We start from the raw sequence: 18,054 nt of genomic DNA, 5'->3' as shown, positions 1-18,054 counted from the left end.
CCCCTGCGACCTCGGGCTCCGGCGCCTCCGCCGCGTGGGGACGCGCCCCTCCCTCATCGCGCACCACGACATCCTACGCGGGCGGCCCGCCGGCGCGGCTCGGCCCGCGCGGGCGCCCGTACGGGGACGCGGGTGTCACCTCGGGCCGCTATCGCCATCGCCCGGTGGTCCGGCTAACCTCTGGATTCACACGAAACGGGCAAAGCCCCGTGAGCTTGGAGGTTCCGCTGACAACGGCGCTCATCACCGGGATCACCGGGCAGGACGGCTCGTACCTCGCCGAGCATCTGCTCGAGCAGGGGTACGAGGTGTGGGGCCTGGTCCGAGGACAGGCGAACCCGCACGTGTCCAGGCTGCGCAAGCACATCGGCGATGTGCGCCTCGTGCACGGTGACCTCCTGGACCAGGGCAGCCTGATCTCCGCGGTGGAGAAGGTCCGGCCCGATGAGGTCTACAACCTCGGCGCCATCTCCTTCGTGCCGATGTCCTGGCAGCAGGCGGAGATCACCGCCGAGGTCACCGGCATGGGCGTGCTCCGCATGCTGGAGGCGATCCGGGTGGTGAGCGGCATCGGCGGCTCCCGCACGCCCGGCGGCGGCCAGATCCGCTTCTACCAGGCGTCGTCGTCGGAGATGTTCGGCCAGGTGCGCGAGACGCCGCAGAACGAGCGGACGCCCTTCCACCCGCGCAGCCCCTACGGCGTCGCCAAGACCTACGGCCACTTCATCACCCAGAATTACCGCGAGTCGTACGGAATGTTCGCGGTCAGCGGCATCCTGTTCAACCACGAGTCGCCGCGCCGGGGCGCGGAGTTCGTCACCCGCAAGATCTCCCTCGGCGTGGCGCGCATCAAGCTCGGCCTGGCCCGCGAGCTCCGGCTGGGCAACCTGGAGGCCCGGCGCGACTGGGGCTACGCCGGCGACTACGTCAAGGCGATGCGGCTGATGCTCGCCCAGGACACCCCCGAGGACTACGTCATCGGCACCGGCCGCACCCAGTCGGTGCGCGAGCTCGTCGAGCTGGCGTTCAGCACGGCCGGCCTCGACTGGCGGGACCACGTGGTCGGCGATCCGGGCCTCACCCGGCCCGCCGAGGTCGACCTGCTCTGCGGCGACCCGAAGAAGGCGCGCGACCAGCTCGGCTGGGAGCCGGGCGTGTCCTTCGAGGAGCTCGTCGCGATGATGGTCGAGTCGGACCTGGCGCTGCTGTCGCGTTCGGACCGCCCCGAGGACGAGCCGCTCAGCTTCGACCACTGGTGACGGCCCGTGCCCGTGCCCTCCGGCCCCGGCCCGGGTGGCACCGCGGTGGGCGCGCGGACTTCCGGGACGTGCGAGTATGCGCTGTATGACGACTTCCACCTGTGCCCACGTCTCCACGCTGCCCGATCCGGCTCCTCAGGCGCGGACCCCGGAGGGATGCGAGGACTGCCTGCGCTCCGGCGGCCGCTGGGTCCACCTGCGTCTCTGCCTGACCTGCGGGCACGTCGGCTGCTGCGACTCCTCGCCGAACAAGCACGCCACGGCGCACCACCATGAGACCTCCCACCCGGTCGTGCGCTCCTTCGAACCGGGTGAGGACTGGCGCTGGTGCTACGACGATGAAGTGATCCTTTGAACCTCCGGCTGTCGGAGGCCCGTGGCCGCTGGGTGCTGGCGGCCACCGTCCTCGGCTCCAGCCTCGCGATGCTGGACTCCACGATCGTCAACGTCGCGCTGCCGCGCATCGGCGCGGACTTCCACGCCTCCGTGGCCGGCCTGCAGTGGACGGTCAACGCCTACACCCTCACGCTCGCCGGGCTGATCCTCCTCGGCGGGTCGCTCGGCGACCGGTACGGCCGCCGCCGGGTCTTCACGATCGGCGTCGCGTGGTTCGCCGTCGCCTCGGCCCTGTGCGGCCTCGCGCCGAACACCGGCGTGCTCGTCGCGTCCCGCGCCCTGCAGGGCGTCGGCGGCGCGCTGCTGGCGCCGGGCTCGCTCGCGATCATCCAGGCGTCGTTCGCGCCGGAGGACCGGCCGCGGGCGGTCGGGGCCTGGTCCGGGCTCGGCGGCGTCGCCGGGGCGATCGGCCCGTTCGTCGGCGGCTGGCTCATCGCCGCGGCGGGCTGGCGCTGGGCGTTCCTGCTGAACCTCCCGCTCGCCGCCGTCGTCATCCTCGTCGCCGCCCGGCACGTCCCCGAGAGCCGCGACGAGACCGAGCACCGCGGCTTCGACGTCCTCGGCGCGGCGTTGGCGGCCCTCGCGCTCGCCGGCGTGACCTACGCCCTGACCGAGGCGCCGGGGAACGGCGCGTCCCCGGCCGCCGTCGTCCTCGCGGCCGTGGTCGGCGTGGCCGCGGGCGCGGCGTTCGCCGTGGTCGAGCGGCGCAGGTCGGCCGGGCACGGGCCCAGCGCCATGCTGCCGCTCGGGATCTTCAAGTCCCGCCAGTTCACCGCCGTCAACGTGGTCACCTTCATCATGTACGGCGGAATGGGCATCCAGTTCTTCCTCCTCGTCGTCGAGCTGCAGGTCGTCGCCCACTACTCCCCGATCACCGCCGGCACGGCGCTGCTGCCGGTGACCGTCCTGATGCTGCTGCTGTCCTCACGGGCGGGCGCGCTCGCCCAGCGGATCGGACCGCGCGTCCCGATGACGGCCGGGCTGGTCCTGGCCGCCGCCGGGATGCTGCTCACCCTGCGGATCGGCCCGCACGCGTCGTACCTCACGGACGTGCTCCCCGCGGCCGTGGTCTTCGGGCTCGGCCTGTCGGCGGCCGTCGCTCCGCTGACCGCGACCGTGCTGGCGAGCGCCGACGTACGGCACGCCGGCGTGGCCAGCGGCGTCAACAACGCGGTCGCCCGCGCGGCCGGCCTCCTCGCCGTCGCGGGCGTCCCGCCCGCGGTGGGCCTCACCGGGAACGCCTACGCGAACCCGCACGTCTTCGATCACGGGTTCCACACCGCGATGGCGTTCGCGGCCGTGCTCCTGGTCGCCGGCGCGGTGCTGACGTTGCTCACCGTCCGCGACGACGCCCTGCACCCGGGCCGGGCCACCGCGCAGCCCGAGTGCGACGTCAACTGCCCCGTCGGCGCGCCGCCCCTCGAACCCGGCACCGCCGCCCCTGAGCCCGCCTGACGGCGGGCCCGGGGTGGCGGGCCGCGCGGGTCGGCAAACATGCAGGTGCCGTGCCGTGCCGTGCCGTGCCGGACGAAACGGCCGTCAGCCGCGGGACTTGGCGAAGATGAGGAAGTCCCGGGCGACGGGAGTGAGCGCGCGGCGGGCGTGCACCAGGCCGATGGTCGCCATGATGGGCGGGGCGAAGGAGCGCACCGTGACGCCGTCGGCGGTCTCGACCTGGTTGCGGTACCAGAGGAGCGAGCCCCGGCCCGCCCGTACCGACGGCAGCCACGAACCGCGGTCGTCGGATTCGACCGCGGCGACCGGCGCGACGCCGAGACGGGTCAGCAGCGCCTCCAGTTCGGCCCGCCGGGCGCCGCCGCGCGCGGGCATGATCAGCCGCATGCCGTCGAGCGCGGACACCGGGACCGGTTCGCGGACCTGCAGGGCGGGCGGGCAGATCAGGACGATCTCCCGCTGTTCGAGCGGGTGCGCGGCGAGGTCCCCGGGGACCGGCAGGTCGGTGAGGGCCACGTCGGCCCGGCCGTCCCGGATCACCGCGCCGATCGCGTCCCGGCCCTCGCAGCGGATGACCCGGACCCGTACGGCCTGCTGGTCGCGGGCGAACTCCGGCAGGAGCCGTGCGGTCAGCTCCGGCTCGAGGGTCAGCGTCGAGGCGACCCGCAGCTCCCCTGTCCGGCCGCCGGCCGGCGCGGAGCAGACCGCCGTGATCGCGTCCACCGCGCGCAGGGCGTCGCGGGCGTAGCGCACGATCTGCTCCCCGGTGTCCGTCAGCGCGACGCCACGGCCGGCTCGTGCGAACAGCTCGACGCCGAGCTCCCGCTCCAGGTCCCGGATCGCCCGCGACAGCGCGGGCTGCGCGACGAACAGGGCCTGCGCCGCCGCGGTCATCGTCCCGTGGTCGGCGGTGGCGACGACATAGCGCAGCTGCCGCAGATTCATGCCACGACGGTATGACAAGGGGCCGGATTGGTCGTTGACATAGCCGGAATTGGCCTGGACTTCCGGTGTTGCCGAAGTTTTCTCGAGCCGGTCAGAAGATCATTTAGAACCGGCGGGATTTCCCCTCGGCCGTTACGGCAGCTCCGCGCCGTAGACGCGCTTGACGACGTCGAGGTGCTGCCACGTCTCCCCGACCCACACACCGGGGACCGCGCGGACCGCCTCGAGCGTGTTCAGCAGCACGTCCCGGGACGTCGCGTCGATTCCGCAGAGAAGGTCGTGACGGCCGAATCCGGTCACCACGTAGTTGACGCCGGGCAGGGCCGCGATCCGCGACGCGGCCGCGCCGATGTCGGAGGACACCCGGACGCCGAGCCCGGCGAGCTCACCGGAGCCGAGCGCCTGGGAGTCGACGATGCCCGTCACGTGGATGATCCCGGAACGCATCAGGCGCACGGCACGGGCCCGCGTCGCCGCCTGTGAGAGCCCGACGACCTCGGCCAGCCTCGTGTACGGGGTGCGGCCGTCCCGGGTCAGCTCGCGCAGCAGCCGCCAGTCGATCTCGTCCAGCGACACGTCGGGCAGCTCGGTGACGACCGAATGCGCGTCCTTGACGACCGTCGTCACGCGGAACACCTCGATGCCGCGGACTCCGGGCAGCGCGCGCACCGCGTCCACCTCTTCGACGAGCGCCGCGTCGTCGCGTACGCGCAGCTCCGCGACCACGGGGTGCGCTCCCGCCGCCAGGGACGCGAACCACGTCGCGGCCCGCCGGGAGACGGCCTCGGCGACCTGGCGCGCCGGCCCGTCGACGTCGACCGCCAGGTGACCGATCGCTCCGGTCCCGACCACCGACGCGTGCACGATTCCCACGACGCGCACGATCCCCGAGTCGAGGAGGTGCTGTACGCGCGTGCGCACGGCCGTGCGGGACAGCCCTACACGGTCGGCGAGCGCCTGGAAGGTGGCCCTCCCATCCCGCTGCAGCTCGCGTACGAGCACGGCGTCGACCGCATCGAGCACGGGGTTCCTCCTGGGGATGTATGGTCCTGCAGTTGTTTGCATGATCATTTCATTAGTGACGTGTTCGTCGCGAAAACGAAGCGTTGTTCGTGTTTGTTCGCTGAAGGACCACGAATGTGTCGGTGAGGCGCGACGTGGGTGCCGAAATCGGCGCGTGGCACGATCCGATGGCATGGCAACGTCCAAGATCATCTCGCCGGTAGTCGCCAACCAGTTCCGGCGGTATTCGGGCGACGCTCGTCACATGCGCGTCCGGCGGCGGCGGTCCGCAAACGACGCGGGTGTTCCGTGCGCGAGGCCGTAGGGGCGTCCGCTCGTCGGCGACGACCCGGGGCGGCGCGGCACGCAGGACTCTGAACTGCATGAATGCCTCTCAGCGAGGGGATGCGGCCCGCGCACCCGGCCACCGGCCCATAGGCGGCGCCGGATCCGCAAAGTGCGGTGGGACAGCTCAGAGGTCAAGTGTTCCATGGAGAAATGACGGACGGTCAATGCCCCTGGAAGGAAACTTTCCTGCCCCGAAGCGACCCGGAAGCCCGGCGGGCGGGCCACTCCCATCCACCGCGATGGGACTCTCTCGACCCGCCGCTTGCGCTCCCGATCGCCGACCGCCGGCCGAGCGGTTCGGGCCGCTCTTCGGACGGTCCGGACCGCGGTCCTCCCGCCGGCCGATCGCCCGCCCGCCCCTCCGAACGTGAGGGCGGCGGCCCGGTCCGGCACGGCGGCGTTCCGTGCGGGAGACCCACGCCGCGTCGCCGGGCGTCATCCGCGGACCGCGCGCCCGGGGTCCGCGCATCGTCACGCCCGTTCGGGATCAGGCCGTCGAAGCCCTCTGACCGCCCTTTGAACCGGACACCCTCGGGTATCCCCGACAATGGACGCGGCCCTCCTCGTGCCGATGATCCCCGAGCTCCGGACGGTGTGAAAGAACGTGCGCCTGCTGAACGGTGAGCGACCGGCCCACGACCTGACTTACAACGACGTCTTCATGGTCCCCCGGCGCTCGGACGTCGGGTCCCGTCTCGACGTCGACCTGTCGACCGCGGACGGCAGCGGTACGACCATCCCCATCGTGGTCGCGAACATGACCGCGGTCTCCGGCCGGCGCATGGCCGAGACGATCGCCCGCCGCGGCGGCATCGCGGTCATCCCCCAGGACATCCCCCTCGACGTGGTCGCCGACGTGGTCGGGTGGGTCAAGAGCCGGCACCTCATCGTCGACACGGCCATCAAGCTCGGCCCGGGCGACACGGTCGGCGCCGCGCTCGGCCTGCTGCACAAGCGGGCCCACGGCGCGGTCGTCGTCGTCCAGGACGACCGCCCCGCCGGGGTCGTCACCGAGGGCGACTGCATGGGCGTCGACCGGTTCACCCAGCTCCGCGAGGTGATGTCGCGCGACGTCCTCACGCTCCCGGACGACATCGACCCGCAGAAGGCGTTCGACACGCTGCACGCCCGCGGTTACCGGCTCGCCCCGGTCGTCGACGGGCAGGGCCGGCTCGTGGGCGTGCTGACCCGCACCGGCGCACTGCGCGCCACCCTCTACCAGCCCGCCGTCGACGCGGACGGCCGCCTGCGCGTCGCCGTCGCCCTGGGCGTCAACGGCGACGTCGAGGAGAAGGCCGGCGCGCTGCTCGACGCGGGCGCCGACCTGCTGGTCATCGACACCGCCCACGGGCACCAGGAGAAGATGCTCAGCGCGCTCCGGCGCGTCCGCGCTCTCGACCCGCGCGTCCCGATCGTGGCGGGCAACGTCGTGACCGCCGAGGGCGTACGCGACCTCGTCGAGGCGGGCGCCGACATCGTCAAGGTCGGCGTCGGCCCCGGCGCGATGTGCACCACCCGGATGATGACCGGCGTGGGCCGTCCGCAGTTCTCCGCCGTCCTGGAGTGCGCCGCCGAGGCGCGCCGGCTCGGCGGGCACGTCTGGGCCGACGGCGGCATCCGCCACCCGCGCGACGTGGCCCTGGCGCTCGCCGCCGGTGCCGCCAACGTCATGATCGGCTCGTGGTTCGCCGGGACGTACGAGTCCCCCGGCGACGTCCAGCGCGCCGCCGACGGCCGGCTGTACAAGGAGAGCTTCGGCATGGCCTCCGCCCGCGCCGTACGGCTCCGCACATCCGACGACTCCCCCTTCGACCGCGCCCGCAAGGCACTGTTCGAGGAGGGCATCTCCACGTCGCGGATGTACATCGACCCGCAGTCCCCCGGCGTCGAGGACCTGCTCGACTCGATCATCGCCGGGTTGCGCAGCTCCTGCACGTACGCGGGCGCGCGGACGCTGGAGGAGCTGCACGAGTACGCCGTGGTCGGCGTGCAGAGCCCGTCGGGCTACGCGGAGGGCAAGCCGCTCCACGCCAGCTGGTAGATCCGCCGATCCCTGATCCGGGCGTATCGGGCTCCGGCGTCGGGGCATGCCCGTGATGGGTGGATCATAGAGGTGATGTCTAGGCGAGGACGGTGACATGCCCCGCATCGAGGGGTTTGAGGCCTACCGCATGACGATGCCCCGCGGCCGGCGGCCGGAGAGCATCGTCGTGCGGGTCTGCGACCAGGACGGCGCCGTCGGCTGGGGCGAGGTCTCGGGATCCGACGCCTGCTGGGCCGACATCGAGGAACGCGTCGGCCCGGCGCTGCTCGGCCTCGACTGGGAGCTGCCGGAGGAGGTCGTGGGCGTCGGCGGGCTCGGCGGCCACGCGGCCGCCTCGGCCATCGACGTCGCCTGCTGGGACCTGTGGTGCCGCCGTCAGGGCACCCCGCTGGCGCACGCCCTGGGCGGCACCCGCACCTCGATCGTGGCCGGCGCCCGCCTGACCGCCGAGCCGATGCTGGACGTGCTGCTCACCCGGGTGAACCGTCTGGTCAGCGCCGGTTACGCCCGCGTCACGCTGGCCGTGCAGCCCGGATGGGACATCGAGCCCGTACGGGCCGTGCGCCAGGCGTTCCCCGCACTGGCCCTGCAGGCCGACGCCGGGGAGGCGTACACCGAGGAGGCGCCGCACCTGTCCGCCCTGGAGGCGCTCGACGCGTACGGGCTCCTCGCCATCGAGCGGCCGTTCGCCGGCGCCGAACTCGCCGCCCACGCCCGGCTGCAGCGCGCGATCGAGACGCCGGTGTGCCTGGACCCCGCCGACCTGGAGACGGTCGACACGGCCATCGCGATGGGTGCGGGCCGGATGCTCGGCCTGCGGATCTCGCGCCTCGGCGGCCTCACCGCCGCGCGCGGCGCCCACGACCGGGCCCTGGCGTCCGGCTGGGACACCTGGTGCGGAGGCGCGGCGGGCTTCGGCATCGGCCAGGCGGCGGCCGTCGCGCTGGCCGCGCTGCCCGGCTGCGACCTGCCCAGCGACGTCAGCGAGACCCCGTCCCAGACCTCCGTGGTCTCCCCACCGGTCCGCGCCAACGGCGGCGTCGTCGCCGTCCCCCTCACCCAGCCGGGCCTCGGCCACGACATCGACTCCGACCTGGTCACCCGCCTGTCCCGCCAGAGCCTGCGCATCCCCGCCTGACGGGGTCCTGGGCGATCGTCAGAGGACGTCGCTGAGGAATTGGCGGAGTCGCGGGCTGTCCGGGGAGTCGAAGATCTTCTCCGGGGGGCCGGTCTCGACGGCGACGCCCTGGTCGAGGAAGACGACGACGTCGGACGCCTCGCGGGCGAAGTTCATCTCGTGGGTGACGACGACCATCGTCATGCCCTGGCGCGACAGGTCGGCCATCAGGCTCAGGACGCCCTTGACCAGCTCCGGGTCGAGGGCCGAGGTCGCCTCGTCGAACAGCATCACCTGCGGCCGCATCGCGAGGGCGCGGGCGATCGCCACCCGCTGCTGCTGCCCGCCGGACAGGTGGCCCGGCCGGGAGCCGGCCTTGTCGGCGAGCCCGACGAGCTCCAGCTGGTGGCGGGCGACCTGTTCGGCCTCGTCGGCGGACAGCTTGCGGATGCGGCGCAGCGGCAGCATGAGGTTGCGCAGGACGTTCATGTGCGGGAACAGGTTGAACTGCTGGAACACCATGCCGACCTGCTGCCGCAGCCGGTCGGGGTCGCGGTCCAGGACGCTGACGCCGTCGAGGAGGACGTCGCCCTTGTCGGGCTCGATCAGCCGGTTGATGGTCCGCAGGAACGTCGACTTGCCCGAACCCGACGGGCCGATCACGCAGGCGGTCTCGCCCTTGCCGACGTCGAGATCGACGCCGCGCAGCACCCGGTTGGTCCCGAACGCCAGGTGGATGTCGCGGGTGGCGAGGCTGACGGAGGAGAACGTCTCCTGCTGCTCTTCGGTCATCGGCTGCGCGGCGTGCAGACCCCGGCCTTGAGGCCGGGGAGGAAACGCCGTTCCCTCCTTGGACTGTCGGTGGTGGTGGTTAGGGTGCGGGCATGCGGTTCCGGCTTACGCCCACGCCCACCCAAGAGCAGGGCTTGCTGGACCACTGCGCACACGCCCGTTTTGTGTGGAATCTCGCGGTTGAGCAGCATCAGCATTGGCAGCCGGGCCGGGCGTCCGCGCCGGGCTATGTCGAGCAGTGCCGCCAGTTGACTGAAGCGAGACGAGCGTTCGAGTGGTTGGCTGCCGGGTCGCAGACGGTGCAGCAGCAGGCATTGCGTGACTTCACCCAAGCCATGGCGAACTTCTTCGCAGGGACCCATCGACGGCCGACCTGGCGCAAAGCGGGCGTGCATGAGGGGTTCCGAATCGTCGGCCAGCGCGGTCGACAATGGGACGCCCGGCGGTTGTCCCACAAGACCGGACAGGTGTGGATCCCGAAGGTCGGCTGGGTGAAGTTCCGCTGGTCCCGCCAGGTTCCCGACGAGGCCAAATCGTTCCGGGTGAACCGAGATCGAGCGGGCCGCTGGCACGTGTGCTTCGCGGTGATCCCGACGCCCATCGACGGGCCCGGCACGGGCGAGGTCGTCGGGGTGGACCGTGGCGTGGTCGTCTCGGCAGCCCTCTCCACCGGCGAGCAGTGGTCCGTGCCGGGCCTGCGCAAGACTGAGGCCGACAATCTGCGGCGCCTGCAACGCAGGCTGGCGCGCGCGAAGCCGGGGTCGAACCGGCGGGCGCGGGTCAAGATGGCGATCGGCCGGATCAAAGCGCGTGAGACCGACCGGCGTAAGGACTGGGTGGAGCAGACATCCACCGCCCTGGCCCGGAGCTACGACGTCATTCGTGTCGAGGATCTGAGGATCAAGAACATGGTGCGGTCCGCACGCGGCACCCTCGCCGCGCCGGGCACGAATGTGCGGGCCAAGGCCGGGCTGAACCGCTCGATTCACGCGGCCGGCTGGGGCCTTCTGGTGACCCGCCTGGAACAGAAGGCCTCCGGCCGGGTGGAAAAGATCAATCCTGCGTACACGTCTCAGATCTGTCATGCCTGTGGGCATCGCGCCGCGGAGAGCCGTGAGAGCCAAGCGGTCTTTCGTTGTCGCACCTGCGGGCATGTCGATGACGCGGATGTGAACGCGGCCAAGAACATCGCGGCAGGACGTGCCGTGACAGCGCGAGGAGCCCTCCAGCCACTGGGCGGGGCCGTGAACCGCGAACCTCAACCTGTTCTCACCTCGGTAGAGACCGGGTTGGAATCTCCCGCCTTGACTCCAGGTGGGGGAGGACGTCAATTCGTGCCCTCACTCGTCGCGGGAAGCGGCGTCTCACCGGCCATCTGAAGCGGCTCGTCGGTGTCCGGCGGGCCGGTCCTCGTGCGTCGGCCCTGGCGGAGCCGGTGGTCCACGAAGTTCACGAAGTGGGTCAGCGGCACCGTGAGCACCAGGTAGAAGATGCCGGCCAGCAGCAGCGCCGACTCGTTGCCGGTGTTCGCGGCGGCGTCCTGCCCGATCCGGAACAGCTCGCGCTGACCGGCCGCCAGGCCGAGGAAGTAGACGAGGCTGGAGTCCTTGATCAGCGCGATCAGCTGGTTGACCCAGGCGGGCAGCACCCGCCGGATGCCCTGCGGGATGATCACGAGCAGCAGGGCCGCCGAGTGCGAGAACCCCAGGGCACGGGCCCCTTCGAGCTGGCCGGGGTCGACGCTCTGGATCCCGGACCGGAAGATCTCGCCGATGTACGCGGTCGCGATCAGCGACAGGGCCAGGATGCCCAGCGGGTAGGGGTTGGGACCCCACATCTTCATCCCGATCTGCGACAGGCCGACGCCGATCAGCAGGATCGTGACCACGGCGGGCAGGCCGCGGAAGATGTCGGTGTAGACGCGCGCGGGCCACCGGAGCCAGCGGTGCCGGGAGATGCCGGCCATGGCCAGCAGCATCCCGAGCACCGTGCCGATCAGCGCCGAGATCGCCGAGAGGATCAGCGTGTTCGGCAGACCCGTCTTGAGCATGTCGGGCAGGGCCTGCCGCATGGATTGCCAGTTGAAGAAGGTGTCCCACAACGTACTCAGCTGGTCCATCCGCCTTCTCCCATCAGCCCGCGCGCGTCAGTGTTCGGTCGGCCGGTCAGGACGACGGCGACGCGGCGGGCGCGCCCGAGGCCTGGACCGGCGGGAAGGTCACCGTGCCGCTGCCCGGCTTGAACTCCTTGGGCACCTCACGGCCGGGGTAGTACTCCTCCTGCAGCTTGGTCCAGGTGCCGTCCTTGATGACCTCGTCGAGCCCCTTGTTGAGCGCCGCGAGGAGCTCGGGGTGGTCCTTGGCGACCGCGAACGCCATCGGCGTCGAGCCGAGCATCTTGGCGGCGGCGACGACCTTGCCGCCGCTGTCCTTGGCGGTCTTCTCGCCGATCTCGGCCGGGGCGATCCAGGCGTCGGCGGTCTTGGACTTCAGCTGGTTGAGCGCGCCGTTGTAGTCGGGCACCCGGACCGGGTTGAGGCCCTGCTTGGTGGCGTAGTCGTCCTGGACCGTGCCCTGGACGACGACCACGCGCTTGCCCTTGAGCTGGTCGAAGCTCGAGATGGGCGAGCCGGCCGGCACGTCGAGGCCGAAGTAGCCGAAGTCGTAGCCGTTGGTGAACGCCACGGTCTTCTTGCGGGCCTCGGTGATGGTGATCGAGGAGCTGCCGACGTCGTACTTGTGGGTCGCCACCTGCGACAGCAGGGCCGAGAAGTCGGTGCCGGCGAACTCCACCTTCAGCCCGATCTTCGCGCCGACCGCGGTCAGCAGGTCGTTGTCGAAGCCGGTGAACCTGCCGTTCTTCAGGTAGACGTTCGGCGGGGCGTCGGTCAGCGTGGCCGTGCGCAGGACGCCGGGCTGGAGCAGCTTGTACGGGTTGCCGACGGACGCCTTCGACGAACCGCCTCCCCCGCACGCCGCCAGGGCACTGGCGGCGACGACGGCGACGGCGGTGGTCGCGAGGGCTCGCAACGGACGCATGGGGGTTTCTCCTCTATTCATACGCGTGTGCCCGCGTCGGTGGATGCCGCGACGCGGAAGCGGCGGGAAGGCGTCCGCGGACGGCCGAGAGATCGGCGCGGAGTCCGCGTGGACGGGAAGAAGGCGCCCGGTCAGTTCGTGACGGGACGGCCGAGGCACGGCCGACAGCTCATCGACGTGACGCGGAGCAGGTCGATGTGCCTGCGCGTCACGAGATAGCTGTTCATGCCGTTAATCCTGCACATTCGGCAGGGATAGCGTCAAATCGACGGTACGCTGCGGCGCGACCGCCTACGCCGACTTCTCGGGGCGTTCCTGCCCGTCGTACGGCCGATCGCGCGGCACCAGCGTCGGGTTGACGTTCCGCAGCACGGTCTCCCGGGTGACGACGACCTTGGCGACGTCGTCCCGGCCCGGCACCTCGTACATCACGTTGAGGAGGACCTCCTCGCAGATCGCGCGGAGGGCCCGGGCGCCGGTGCGGCGCAGCAGGGCCTGGTCGGCGATCGCGGCGACGGCGTCGTCGGTGAACTCCAGCTCGACCCCGTCCATCGCGAACAGCTTGCGGTACTGCTTGAGCAGCGCGTTGCGCGGCTCGGTGAGGATGCGGACGAGCGCCGCCCGGTCCAGGGGATCGACGGCCGACACCACCGGGAGGCGGCCGACGAACTCCGGGATCAGCCCGAACTCCCGCAGGTCCTCCGGCATCACCCGGGCGGGGGAATCCCGCCGGCCGGTCTCGACCTCGGCCACGGCGCCGAATCCGATCTCCCGGCGGCCGGACCGCCGCTCGACGATCTGCTCCAGGCCGGCGAACGCGCCACCGCAGATGAACAGCACGTCGGTCGTGTCGATCTGGACGAACTCCTGCTGGGGGTGCTTGCGGCCGCCCTCCGGCGGGACGCTCGCGACCGTGCCTTCGAGGATCTTCAGCAGGGCCTGCTGAACCCCCTCCCCCGACACGTCGCGCGTGATCGAGGGGTTGTCGCCCTTGCGGGCGAGCTTGTCGATCTCGTCGATGTAGACGATCCCCGTCTCGGCCCGGCGGACGTCGTGGTCGGCGGCCCGCAACAGCGCCACCAGGATGTTCTCGACGTCCTCCCCGACATAGCCGGCCTCGGTGAGGGAGGTCGCGTCGGCGATCGCGAACGGCACGTCGAGGATCCGGGCGAGAGTCTGCGCGAGGTGCGTCTTACCGGAGCCGGTCGGCCCGATCAGCAGGACGTTGGACTTGCCGAGCTCGACGGCGTCCCGGCGATCCGCCCTGCGGCCGGGCCTCGCCCGCAGGCGCTTGTAGTGGTTGTACACGGCCACCGCGAGACTCTTCTTGGCGTCGTCCTGGCCGACGACGTACTGGTCGAGGAACGCGTGGATCTCACGGGGCTTCGGCGGCGCGCCGACGGTGGCCGCGTCGTCCTCGTCGTCCTCGATGAGCTCGTTGCAGATCTCGACGCACTCGTCGCAGATGTAGACGCCGGCCGGACCCGCGATGAGCCTCCGCACCCGCCGCTGGCTCTTGCCACAGAACGTGCAGGTCAGCGGCTCGTCGCCGGCATCGGTGGGCGCCATCGCCACGTCTCCTCGAAAATCCGCAGGGCCGGGTGACAGGACCCTATGATCCCATCGCCTGACTGCGACGATATCCCCGTCGGAGTTGTACTTCGTCACGTCGAAGACGCCGAACCAGGCGGGGACGGAGGCGGACGTGTTCGCGACGAAGGTCGGTGTCATCGTCGTTCTCGCGGGGCTCTGCGGCTGCACGACCCACACGCATCCGAACGGCCTGCGGATCTGCGGCGTCCGGATTCCCACCGGCGCCATGATGCCTTCCGTCTGGGCCCTCCGGACACCCGATGCCGGGCGGCGTCCGCCCGCGGCACCGGCCCGGACCGTGCTTCCGCCCAGCGCTCCGACGCCCGACTACTGGGCCGCCCGATACGTCCGGGTGAGCGGAGGTTGCGACGTCGGCGCCACCGTCACGGTCACGCCGGTCACCGGAGCGGCGACGGTCATCGTCGTCCGGGCCCGCGATGGGCGTCCGGTCGTCGTCGGCCTGCGGCTCACGAGCGCCGTGACGGTCCGCGCCTGGCGGCACGGACGCTTCGCCGGAGAACTGTCCCTGCGCCCCGGATGACGGCCGTCCGCGTCGAGGCCTGCCTGATCGTCCCCCGCACCGGCGGCCGGGATCGCGGGCGAGGCGGCCGGGGGTGCCGACGACGCCCTGGGATCGCGCGAGACCGCCCGCCCGTCCGCTCCGGCGCGCGCATCGGGGCGGCCCGGCGACGGCCCGGTCCGCGCGGCCGGGAAGGATCAGGGTCATGCGCGACTCGAACCCCGCGGACCTCTGGATCGTCTCCGGGCCGCCCGCCGCCGGCAAGTCGACCGTGGCGCGGCTGCTGCTGTCCCGGCTGCGGCCGGTGCCCGCCCTGCTGGACAAGGACACCATGTACGGGCCGTTCGTCGCCGCCACGCTGCGGGCGGCGGGGCGGCCGGACGGCGAGCGCGAGGGCCCCTGGTACGACGAGCACGTCAAGGCGCACGAGTACGCGGGGATGACCGCCACGGCGCGGGAGATTCGGTCGTACGGCTGCCCGGTGCTGCTGAGCGGCCCGTTCACCGGCCAGGTCCACGACGCCGGGCGCTGGCACGCCTGGGTGGAGGCGCTGGGCGGGCCGCCCGTTCACCTCCTCTGGGTCCGGTCCGACGCCGAGACGCTGCGCGCCCGGCTCCTCAGCCGGGGGCTGGAACGGGACGCCGGGAAGCTCGAGGGCTTCGAGCGGTTCCTCGCCGGCGTACGGTTCGACGAACCGCCGGTCGTACCGCACACGGTCCTGGACAACCGGTCCGGGGCGCGCCCGCTCGCCGACCAGGTCGACGAGGCGTTCCTCAGCGGTGGAACAGTTCGCGGAGGTTGACGACGAGGAGCACCCCGGCGACCACCACGAGCGGGGCCAGCAGGACGTACCGTCCCCCGTACCTCACCGCCAGTCCCAGCCCCACCGCGACCGCCAGGCCCCCGGCGAGCATCAGCAGCCCGGTCGCGAACGCCAGGAGGCGGCGCCGCACCCACGCCTCCATCATGACGAACAGCAACACGACGGCGGCGAGGAGGATCGCGACGGGTTCGTGCGGGATCACGAAGACGCCGACCAGGGCGAGCAGGAACAGCGGCGTGCTCAACGCCGCCCACGTGTGCAGGAACCGCGTCCGCGGCCCTCGGAACGGCGTGTACGGCAGGTGCGGCTCGCGCAGGTGCGCCTGCGGGGCGTCCGGACCGAGCGGGCGGGCCAGGGTCGCCTCGTGCGCGCCGCGCTCTTCCGCCAGTTCGGTGCGGTCGCGGACGAGCACGGCCAGGGCGGCCTCGGCCTTGGCGACCTCGGCGGCGCGCCGGCGGGCGAGGTTCCTGGTGTTGCGGTGCCCGGCCAGGGACACCGCCGTCGTACGGAGCCGGCGCAACTCCTCGCGGCCGCGTTCGATCTCCGCGTCGGCGGCCTTGATCTCCTCGTCGAGGGCCGCGACCCGGGCCCGCAGCTCCCGTCGCTCCGCCTCAGGGCTCGGTGGGATCTTCTGCAGGCCGGCCCAGCCGAGGGGGTCGGCCCACAGGGTCCGTACGCGGCCGTCCCGTTCGTAGCGCGGACCGGCCGGGGCGCGTTCGCCGCCGACCCAGTCCCGCGTGTCCCGGCCCCACAGCCCGCGGAATCCCCGGACCCACGGTGTCTCGTCGGAGATGAGCACCGCCCGCCACGTACGGTCCCGGCCCGGGCCGATCCGCTCCCCGTCGCCCAGCGCGTAGTCGATGAAGGGGATGCCGACCCCGTGCCGCCGTTCCTCCCGCGCCCAGGGGAAGGCCAGCCCCATCAGGCGCTGCGCCCAGCGGACGTAGCGCCGGAGCCGTACGGGGTTGACGGTGACGAGGTACTGGCCGGGCAGGAACGCGCCGGAGTGCGAGCCGGCCCCGACGAACACGACGGGATGGTCCCCCTCCCTGCGCAGGTCGGGGTCGTCCCACCGGCGGCGCAGGTCGTCGCCGCGCTCGTCGTGCGCGGAGACCGCGACCCAGGCCGGGAGCGGGCCGTCCTCGGTGTCGGCGAGGTACACGGTGACCGACTCCCAGTCGGCCTCGTGGTCGTTGACCCCGGCGAACGTCGTACGCCAGTCGTTCATCGCGTACAGGAACCAGTACTGCAGCACGATGTAGCCGCCCTCGCGGACCACCCGGCCGTAGTACGTGGCCTGGTCCCGGCTCAGGTACCGCTCGGCGAGGTCGGCGGCCGCCGCCGTGACCCCGCCGGGCACCGAGCCGCGCAGGAACAGCGAGGCGCGCAGGAGCACGTCGAAGACCCGCCCGATGAGGCCGACGGCGGCCAGGCGCCCGGAGCGGGCGATGGGCGGCTTGGCGCGAGCGCGGTGGGCGCGCACCTCCCGCCGGTCGAACGGCCGCTGGACGAGCAGCAGCGACAGCTCGGCGCCGGCGCGGTCGGCGGCCGCGGCGACCAGGCGGTCAGCGTTCAGCTCCCCCGCCTCGACGAGCCGTTCGTCCCCCTGCCACAGGCTGCAGCAGCGGATGTAGTCCTCCGCGTCGACGGGGAAGAACCGCTCGCCCGTCGTATAGGTCAGGATCGGCTCGTACCGCCGCAGCAGCGCCAGGTCGCGGTCGCGCGGAACGGTCCCGACTTCCTCTGTCACCAGTCCCCTCTCGTGAGAACGCCTCCGCCCGTTATACCGGCCCAAATCCCTGCAAAGCGCGGGGCAACGACGCGCTTGAAAGGGTCCTCTCCGGGTAATCCGTAGGCGCCCGAGACTTCAGGGAGCTGATTTCCAATGACCGGGATGCTACGAGTACCTCGCAGCAGGGGTGCGCTCAGCGGCGTGATCCTCGTGCTGCTCGGACTATGGGGCGGGCTGGCCGCGCTCGTCGGCCCGTACTTCCACTTCGCGTTCACTCCGGACAAGGCGTGGTCGTTCACGGCCGGGCGGGTCTGGCTGGAGATCCTGCCGGCCTGTGCCCTGCTGGTCGGCGGCCTGATCCTGCTGGGAAGCGCCAACCGGGCCACGGCCGCCATCGGCGCGTGGATCGCCGCGCTCGGCGGCGCCTGGTACGTCGTCGGCGGCACGCTCAGCACGATGTGGGCCGCCTCCGACCGGCTCGGCGTCCCCGTGGGCGGGACGACGCGCCAGGTGGTGGAGCAGATCACGCTGCTGTCCGGCCTGGGCGCGGTGGCGGTGTTCTTCGCCGCGGTGGCGCTCGGCCGTCTCGCCGTGGTCGGCGTCAAGGACGCCCGCCTCGCCGAGCGTGAGGCGGCGCACGCCGAGGCCGCTCCGACGGTGGAGACGCCCCGGCCGGCCCACGACGACCGGCCCGCGGCGACCGGCCCGATCCCGCCGGCGCGTGCGGACCGGCCCGGCCCGATCCAGGCGACGCAGCCTCTGCCGCGCCGCACCGGACGCGCCCCGGTGACCCCGCCGGAGCAGGCCGTGCCCCGGCCGGCCGAGCAGACCGTGCCGCCCACCCGGGAGCACGCCGCGCCGTGGCCGCCCGAGTCCGCCGCGCCGCGGGCGCCCGAGCCGACGGACCGCCGGGTCGCCGGTGGCTCCGCGGAGGACACCGGATCCTTCCGGCGTCCGGGCGAAGGCGCCTGATCCGCCGACCGACCTCGG

Annotated in this window: 16 protein-coding genes; 9 read left to right on the top strand and 7 right to left on the bottom strand. The window is 72.3% G+C overall.

Going from position 1 to position 18,054, the window contains the following annotated elements:
* Nucleotides 1–209 precede the first annotated feature (209 nt).
* From NE234_RS33740 to NE234_RS33730, 3 genes are all read left to right on the top strand, one after another.
* The gene (locus NE234_RS33740) at nt 210–1,259 is read left to right on the top strand and encodes a GDP-mannose 4,6-dehydratase (RefSeq protein WP_252784947.1); all 1,050 of its coding nucleotides are present in this window, start codon (nt 210–212) and stop codon (nt 1,257–1,259) included.
* 85 nt (nt 1,260–1,344) lie between these two features.
* Nucleotides 1,345–1,614: a ubiquitin carboxyl-terminal hydrolase 14 gene (locus NE234_RS33735; RefSeq protein ID WP_252784946.1), complete on the top strand. Its 270-nt coding sequence runs from the start codon at nt 1,345–1,347 to the stop codon at nt 1,612–1,614.
* Nucleotides 1,611–3,110 carry an MFS transporter gene (locus tag NE234_RS33730; RefSeq protein WP_252784945.1) on the top strand — a complete coding sequence of 500 codons (1,500 nt, stop codon included), beginning with the start codon at nt 1,611–1,613 and terminating at the stop codon, nt 3,108–3,110. The genes NE234_RS33735 and NE234_RS33730 overlap by 4 nt, the downstream gene beginning before the upstream one ends.
* 84 nt (nt 3,111–3,194) lie before the next feature.
* On the opposite strand, the gene NE234_RS33725 is transcribed toward NE234_RS33730, so the two are convergent.
* Together NE234_RS33725 and NE234_RS33715 are read right to left on the bottom strand one after the other, a co-directional pair.
* Complete coding sequence (locus tag NE234_RS33725; protein ID WP_256529868.1) at nt 3,195–4,055, bottom strand: LysR family transcriptional regulator; 861 nt, start codon at nt 4,053–4,055, stop codon at nt 3,195–3,197.
* A 132-nt stretch (nt 4,056–4,187) separates the two neighbouring features.
* The gene (locus NE234_RS33715) at nt 4,188–5,078 is read right to left on the bottom strand and encodes an Lrp/AsnC family transcriptional regulator (RefSeq protein ID WP_252784944.1); all 891 of its coding nucleotides are present in this window, start codon (nt 5,076–5,078) and stop codon (nt 4,188–4,190) included.
* 931 nt (nt 5,079–6,009) lie between these two features.
* On the opposite strand from NE234_RS33715, the gene NE234_RS33710 reads away from it, so the two are divergent.
* Nucleotides 6,010–7,446 (top strand): GuaB1 family IMP dehydrogenase-related protein, encoded by a 1,437-nt coding sequence (locus tag NE234_RS33710; protein ID WP_252784943.1) that lies wholly within the window; start codon nt 6,010–6,012, stop codon nt 7,444–7,446.
* 97 nt (nt 7,447–7,543) lie between these two features.
* Nucleotides 7,544–8,587 carry an enolase C-terminal domain-like protein gene (locus NE234_RS33705; protein WP_252784942.1) on the top strand — a complete coding sequence of 348 codons (1,044 nt, stop codon included), beginning with the start codon at nt 7,544–7,546 and terminating at the stop codon, nt 8,585–8,587.
* 18 nt (nt 8,588–8,605) lie between these two features.
* Here NE234_RS33705 and NE234_RS33700 read toward each other — a convergent pair whose 3' ends face one another.
* Nucleotides 8,606–9,358, bottom strand: coding sequence for an amino acid ABC transporter ATP-binding protein (locus NE234_RS33700; protein WP_252784941.1), 753 nt, complete (start codon nt 9,356–9,358; stop codon nt 8,606–8,608).
* A 92-nt stretch (nt 9,359–9,450) separates the two neighbouring features.
* On the opposite strand from NE234_RS33700, the gene NE234_RS33695 reads away from it, so the two are divergent.
* Nucleotides 9,451–10,737, top strand: coding sequence for an RNA-guided endonuclease InsQ/TnpB family protein (locus NE234_RS33695; protein ID WP_252784940.1), 1,287 nt, complete (start codon nt 9,451–9,453; stop codon nt 10,735–10,737).
* On the opposite strand, the gene NE234_RS33690 is transcribed toward NE234_RS33695, so the two are convergent.
* The 3 genes from NE234_RS33690 to clpX form a co-directional block, all read right to left on the bottom strand.
* Nucleotides 10,686–11,477: an amino acid ABC transporter permease gene (locus NE234_RS33690; RefSeq protein ID WP_252784939.1), complete on the bottom strand. Its 792-nt coding sequence runs from the start codon at nt 11,475–11,477 to the stop codon at nt 10,686–10,688. The genes NE234_RS33695 and NE234_RS33690 overlap by 52 nt on opposite strands.
* Nucleotides 11,478–11,523: 46 nt before the next feature.
* Nucleotides 11,524–12,396 (bottom strand): ABC transporter substrate-binding protein, encoded by an 873-nt coding sequence (locus tag NE234_RS33685; protein WP_252784938.1) that lies wholly within the window; start codon nt 12,394–12,396, stop codon nt 11,524–11,526.
* Between the two features lie 291 nt (nt 12,397–12,687).
* Complete coding sequence (clpX, locus tag NE234_RS33680; protein WP_252784937.1) at nt 12,688–13,965, bottom strand: ATP-dependent Clp protease ATP-binding subunit ClpX; 1,278 nt, start codon at nt 13,963–13,965, stop codon at nt 12,688–12,690.
* A gap of 85 nt (nt 13,966–14,050) precedes the next feature.
* On the opposite strand from clpX, the gene NE234_RS33675 reads away from it, so the two are divergent.
* Both NE234_RS33675 and NE234_RS33670 read left to right on the top strand, forming a co-directional pair.
* On the top strand, nt 14,051–14,530 hold the full coding sequence (locus NE234_RS33675) for a hypothetical protein (RefSeq protein WP_252784936.1): 480 nt from the start codon (nt 14,051–14,053) through the stop codon (nt 14,528–14,530).
* A 184-nt stretch (nt 14,531–14,714) separates the two neighbouring features.
* Nucleotides 14,715–15,311 carry an AAA family ATPase gene (locus NE234_RS33670; protein WP_252784935.1) on the top strand — a complete coding sequence of 199 codons (597 nt, stop codon included), beginning with the start codon at nt 14,715–14,717 and terminating at the stop codon, nt 15,309–15,311.
* On the opposite strand, the gene NE234_RS33665 is transcribed toward NE234_RS33670, so the two are convergent.
* The gene (locus NE234_RS33665) at nt 15,283–17,082 is read right to left on the bottom strand and encodes a hypothetical protein (RefSeq protein WP_252784934.1); all 1,800 of its coding nucleotides are present in this window, start codon (nt 17,080–17,082) and stop codon (nt 15,283–15,285) included. The genes NE234_RS33670 and NE234_RS33665 overlap by 29 nt on opposite strands.
* 144 nt (nt 17,083–17,226) lie before the next feature.
* Here NE234_RS33665 and NE234_RS33660 point away from each other — a divergent pair, with 144 nt between their 5' ends.
* Nucleotides 17,227–18,036, top strand: coding sequence for a hypothetical protein (locus NE234_RS33660; RefSeq protein WP_252784933.1), 810 nt, complete (start codon nt 17,227–17,229; stop codon nt 18,034–18,036).
* Nucleotides 18,037–18,054: the final 18 nt, after the last annotated feature.

Source organism: Actinoallomurus rhizosphaericola, assembly GCF_024055675.1.
Lineage (GTDB): Bacteria > Actinomycetota > Actinomycetes > Streptosporangiales > Streptosporangiaceae > Actinoallomurus > Actinoallomurus soli.
This window is presented reverse-complemented; position numbering and strand designations above follow the sequence as displayed.

What these genes read in the sequence shown, in the direction of transcription:
- NE234_RS33735 (WP_252784946.1), top strand. Translation starts at nt 1,345, where the DNA reads ATGACGACTTCCACCTGTGCCCACGTCTCCACGCTGCCCGATCCGGCT.
- NE234_RS33725 (WP_256529868.1), bottom strand. Translation starts at nt 4,055, where the DNA reads ATGAATCTGCGGCAGCTGCGCTATGTCGTCGCCACCGCCGACCACGGG.
- NE234_RS33705 (WP_252784942.1), top strand. Translation starts at nt 7,544, where the DNA reads ATGCCCCGCATCGAGGGGTTTGAGGCCTACCGCATGACGATGCCCCGC.
- NE234_RS33700 (WP_252784941.1), bottom strand. Translation starts at nt 9,358, where the DNA reads ATGACCGAAGAGCAGCAGGAGACGTTCTCCTCCGTCAGCCTCGCCACC.
- NE234_RS33695 (WP_252784940.1), top strand. Translation starts at nt 9,451, where the DNA reads ATGCGGTTCCGGCTTACGCCCACGCCCACCCAAGAGCAGGGCTTGCTG.
- NE234_RS33690 (WP_252784939.1), bottom strand. Translation starts at nt 11,477, where the DNA reads ATGGACCAGCTGAGTACGTTGTGGGACACCTTCTTCAACTGGCAATCC.
- NE234_RS33685 (WP_252784938.1), bottom strand. Translation starts at nt 12,396, where the DNA reads ATGCGTCCGTTGCGAGCCCTCGCGACCACCGCCGTCGCCGTCGTCGCC.
- clpX (WP_252784937.1), bottom strand. Translation starts at nt 13,965, where the DNA reads ATGGCGCCCACCGATGCCGGCGACGAGCCGCTGACCTGCACGTTCTGT.
- NE234_RS33670 (WP_252784935.1), top strand. Translation starts at nt 14,715, where the DNA reads ATGCGCGACTCGAACCCCGCGGACCTCTGGATCGTCTCCGGGCCGCCC.
- NE234_RS33660 (WP_252784933.1), top strand. Translation starts at nt 17,227, where the DNA reads ATGCTACGAGTACCTCGCAGCAGGGGTGCGCTCAGCGGCGTGATCCTC.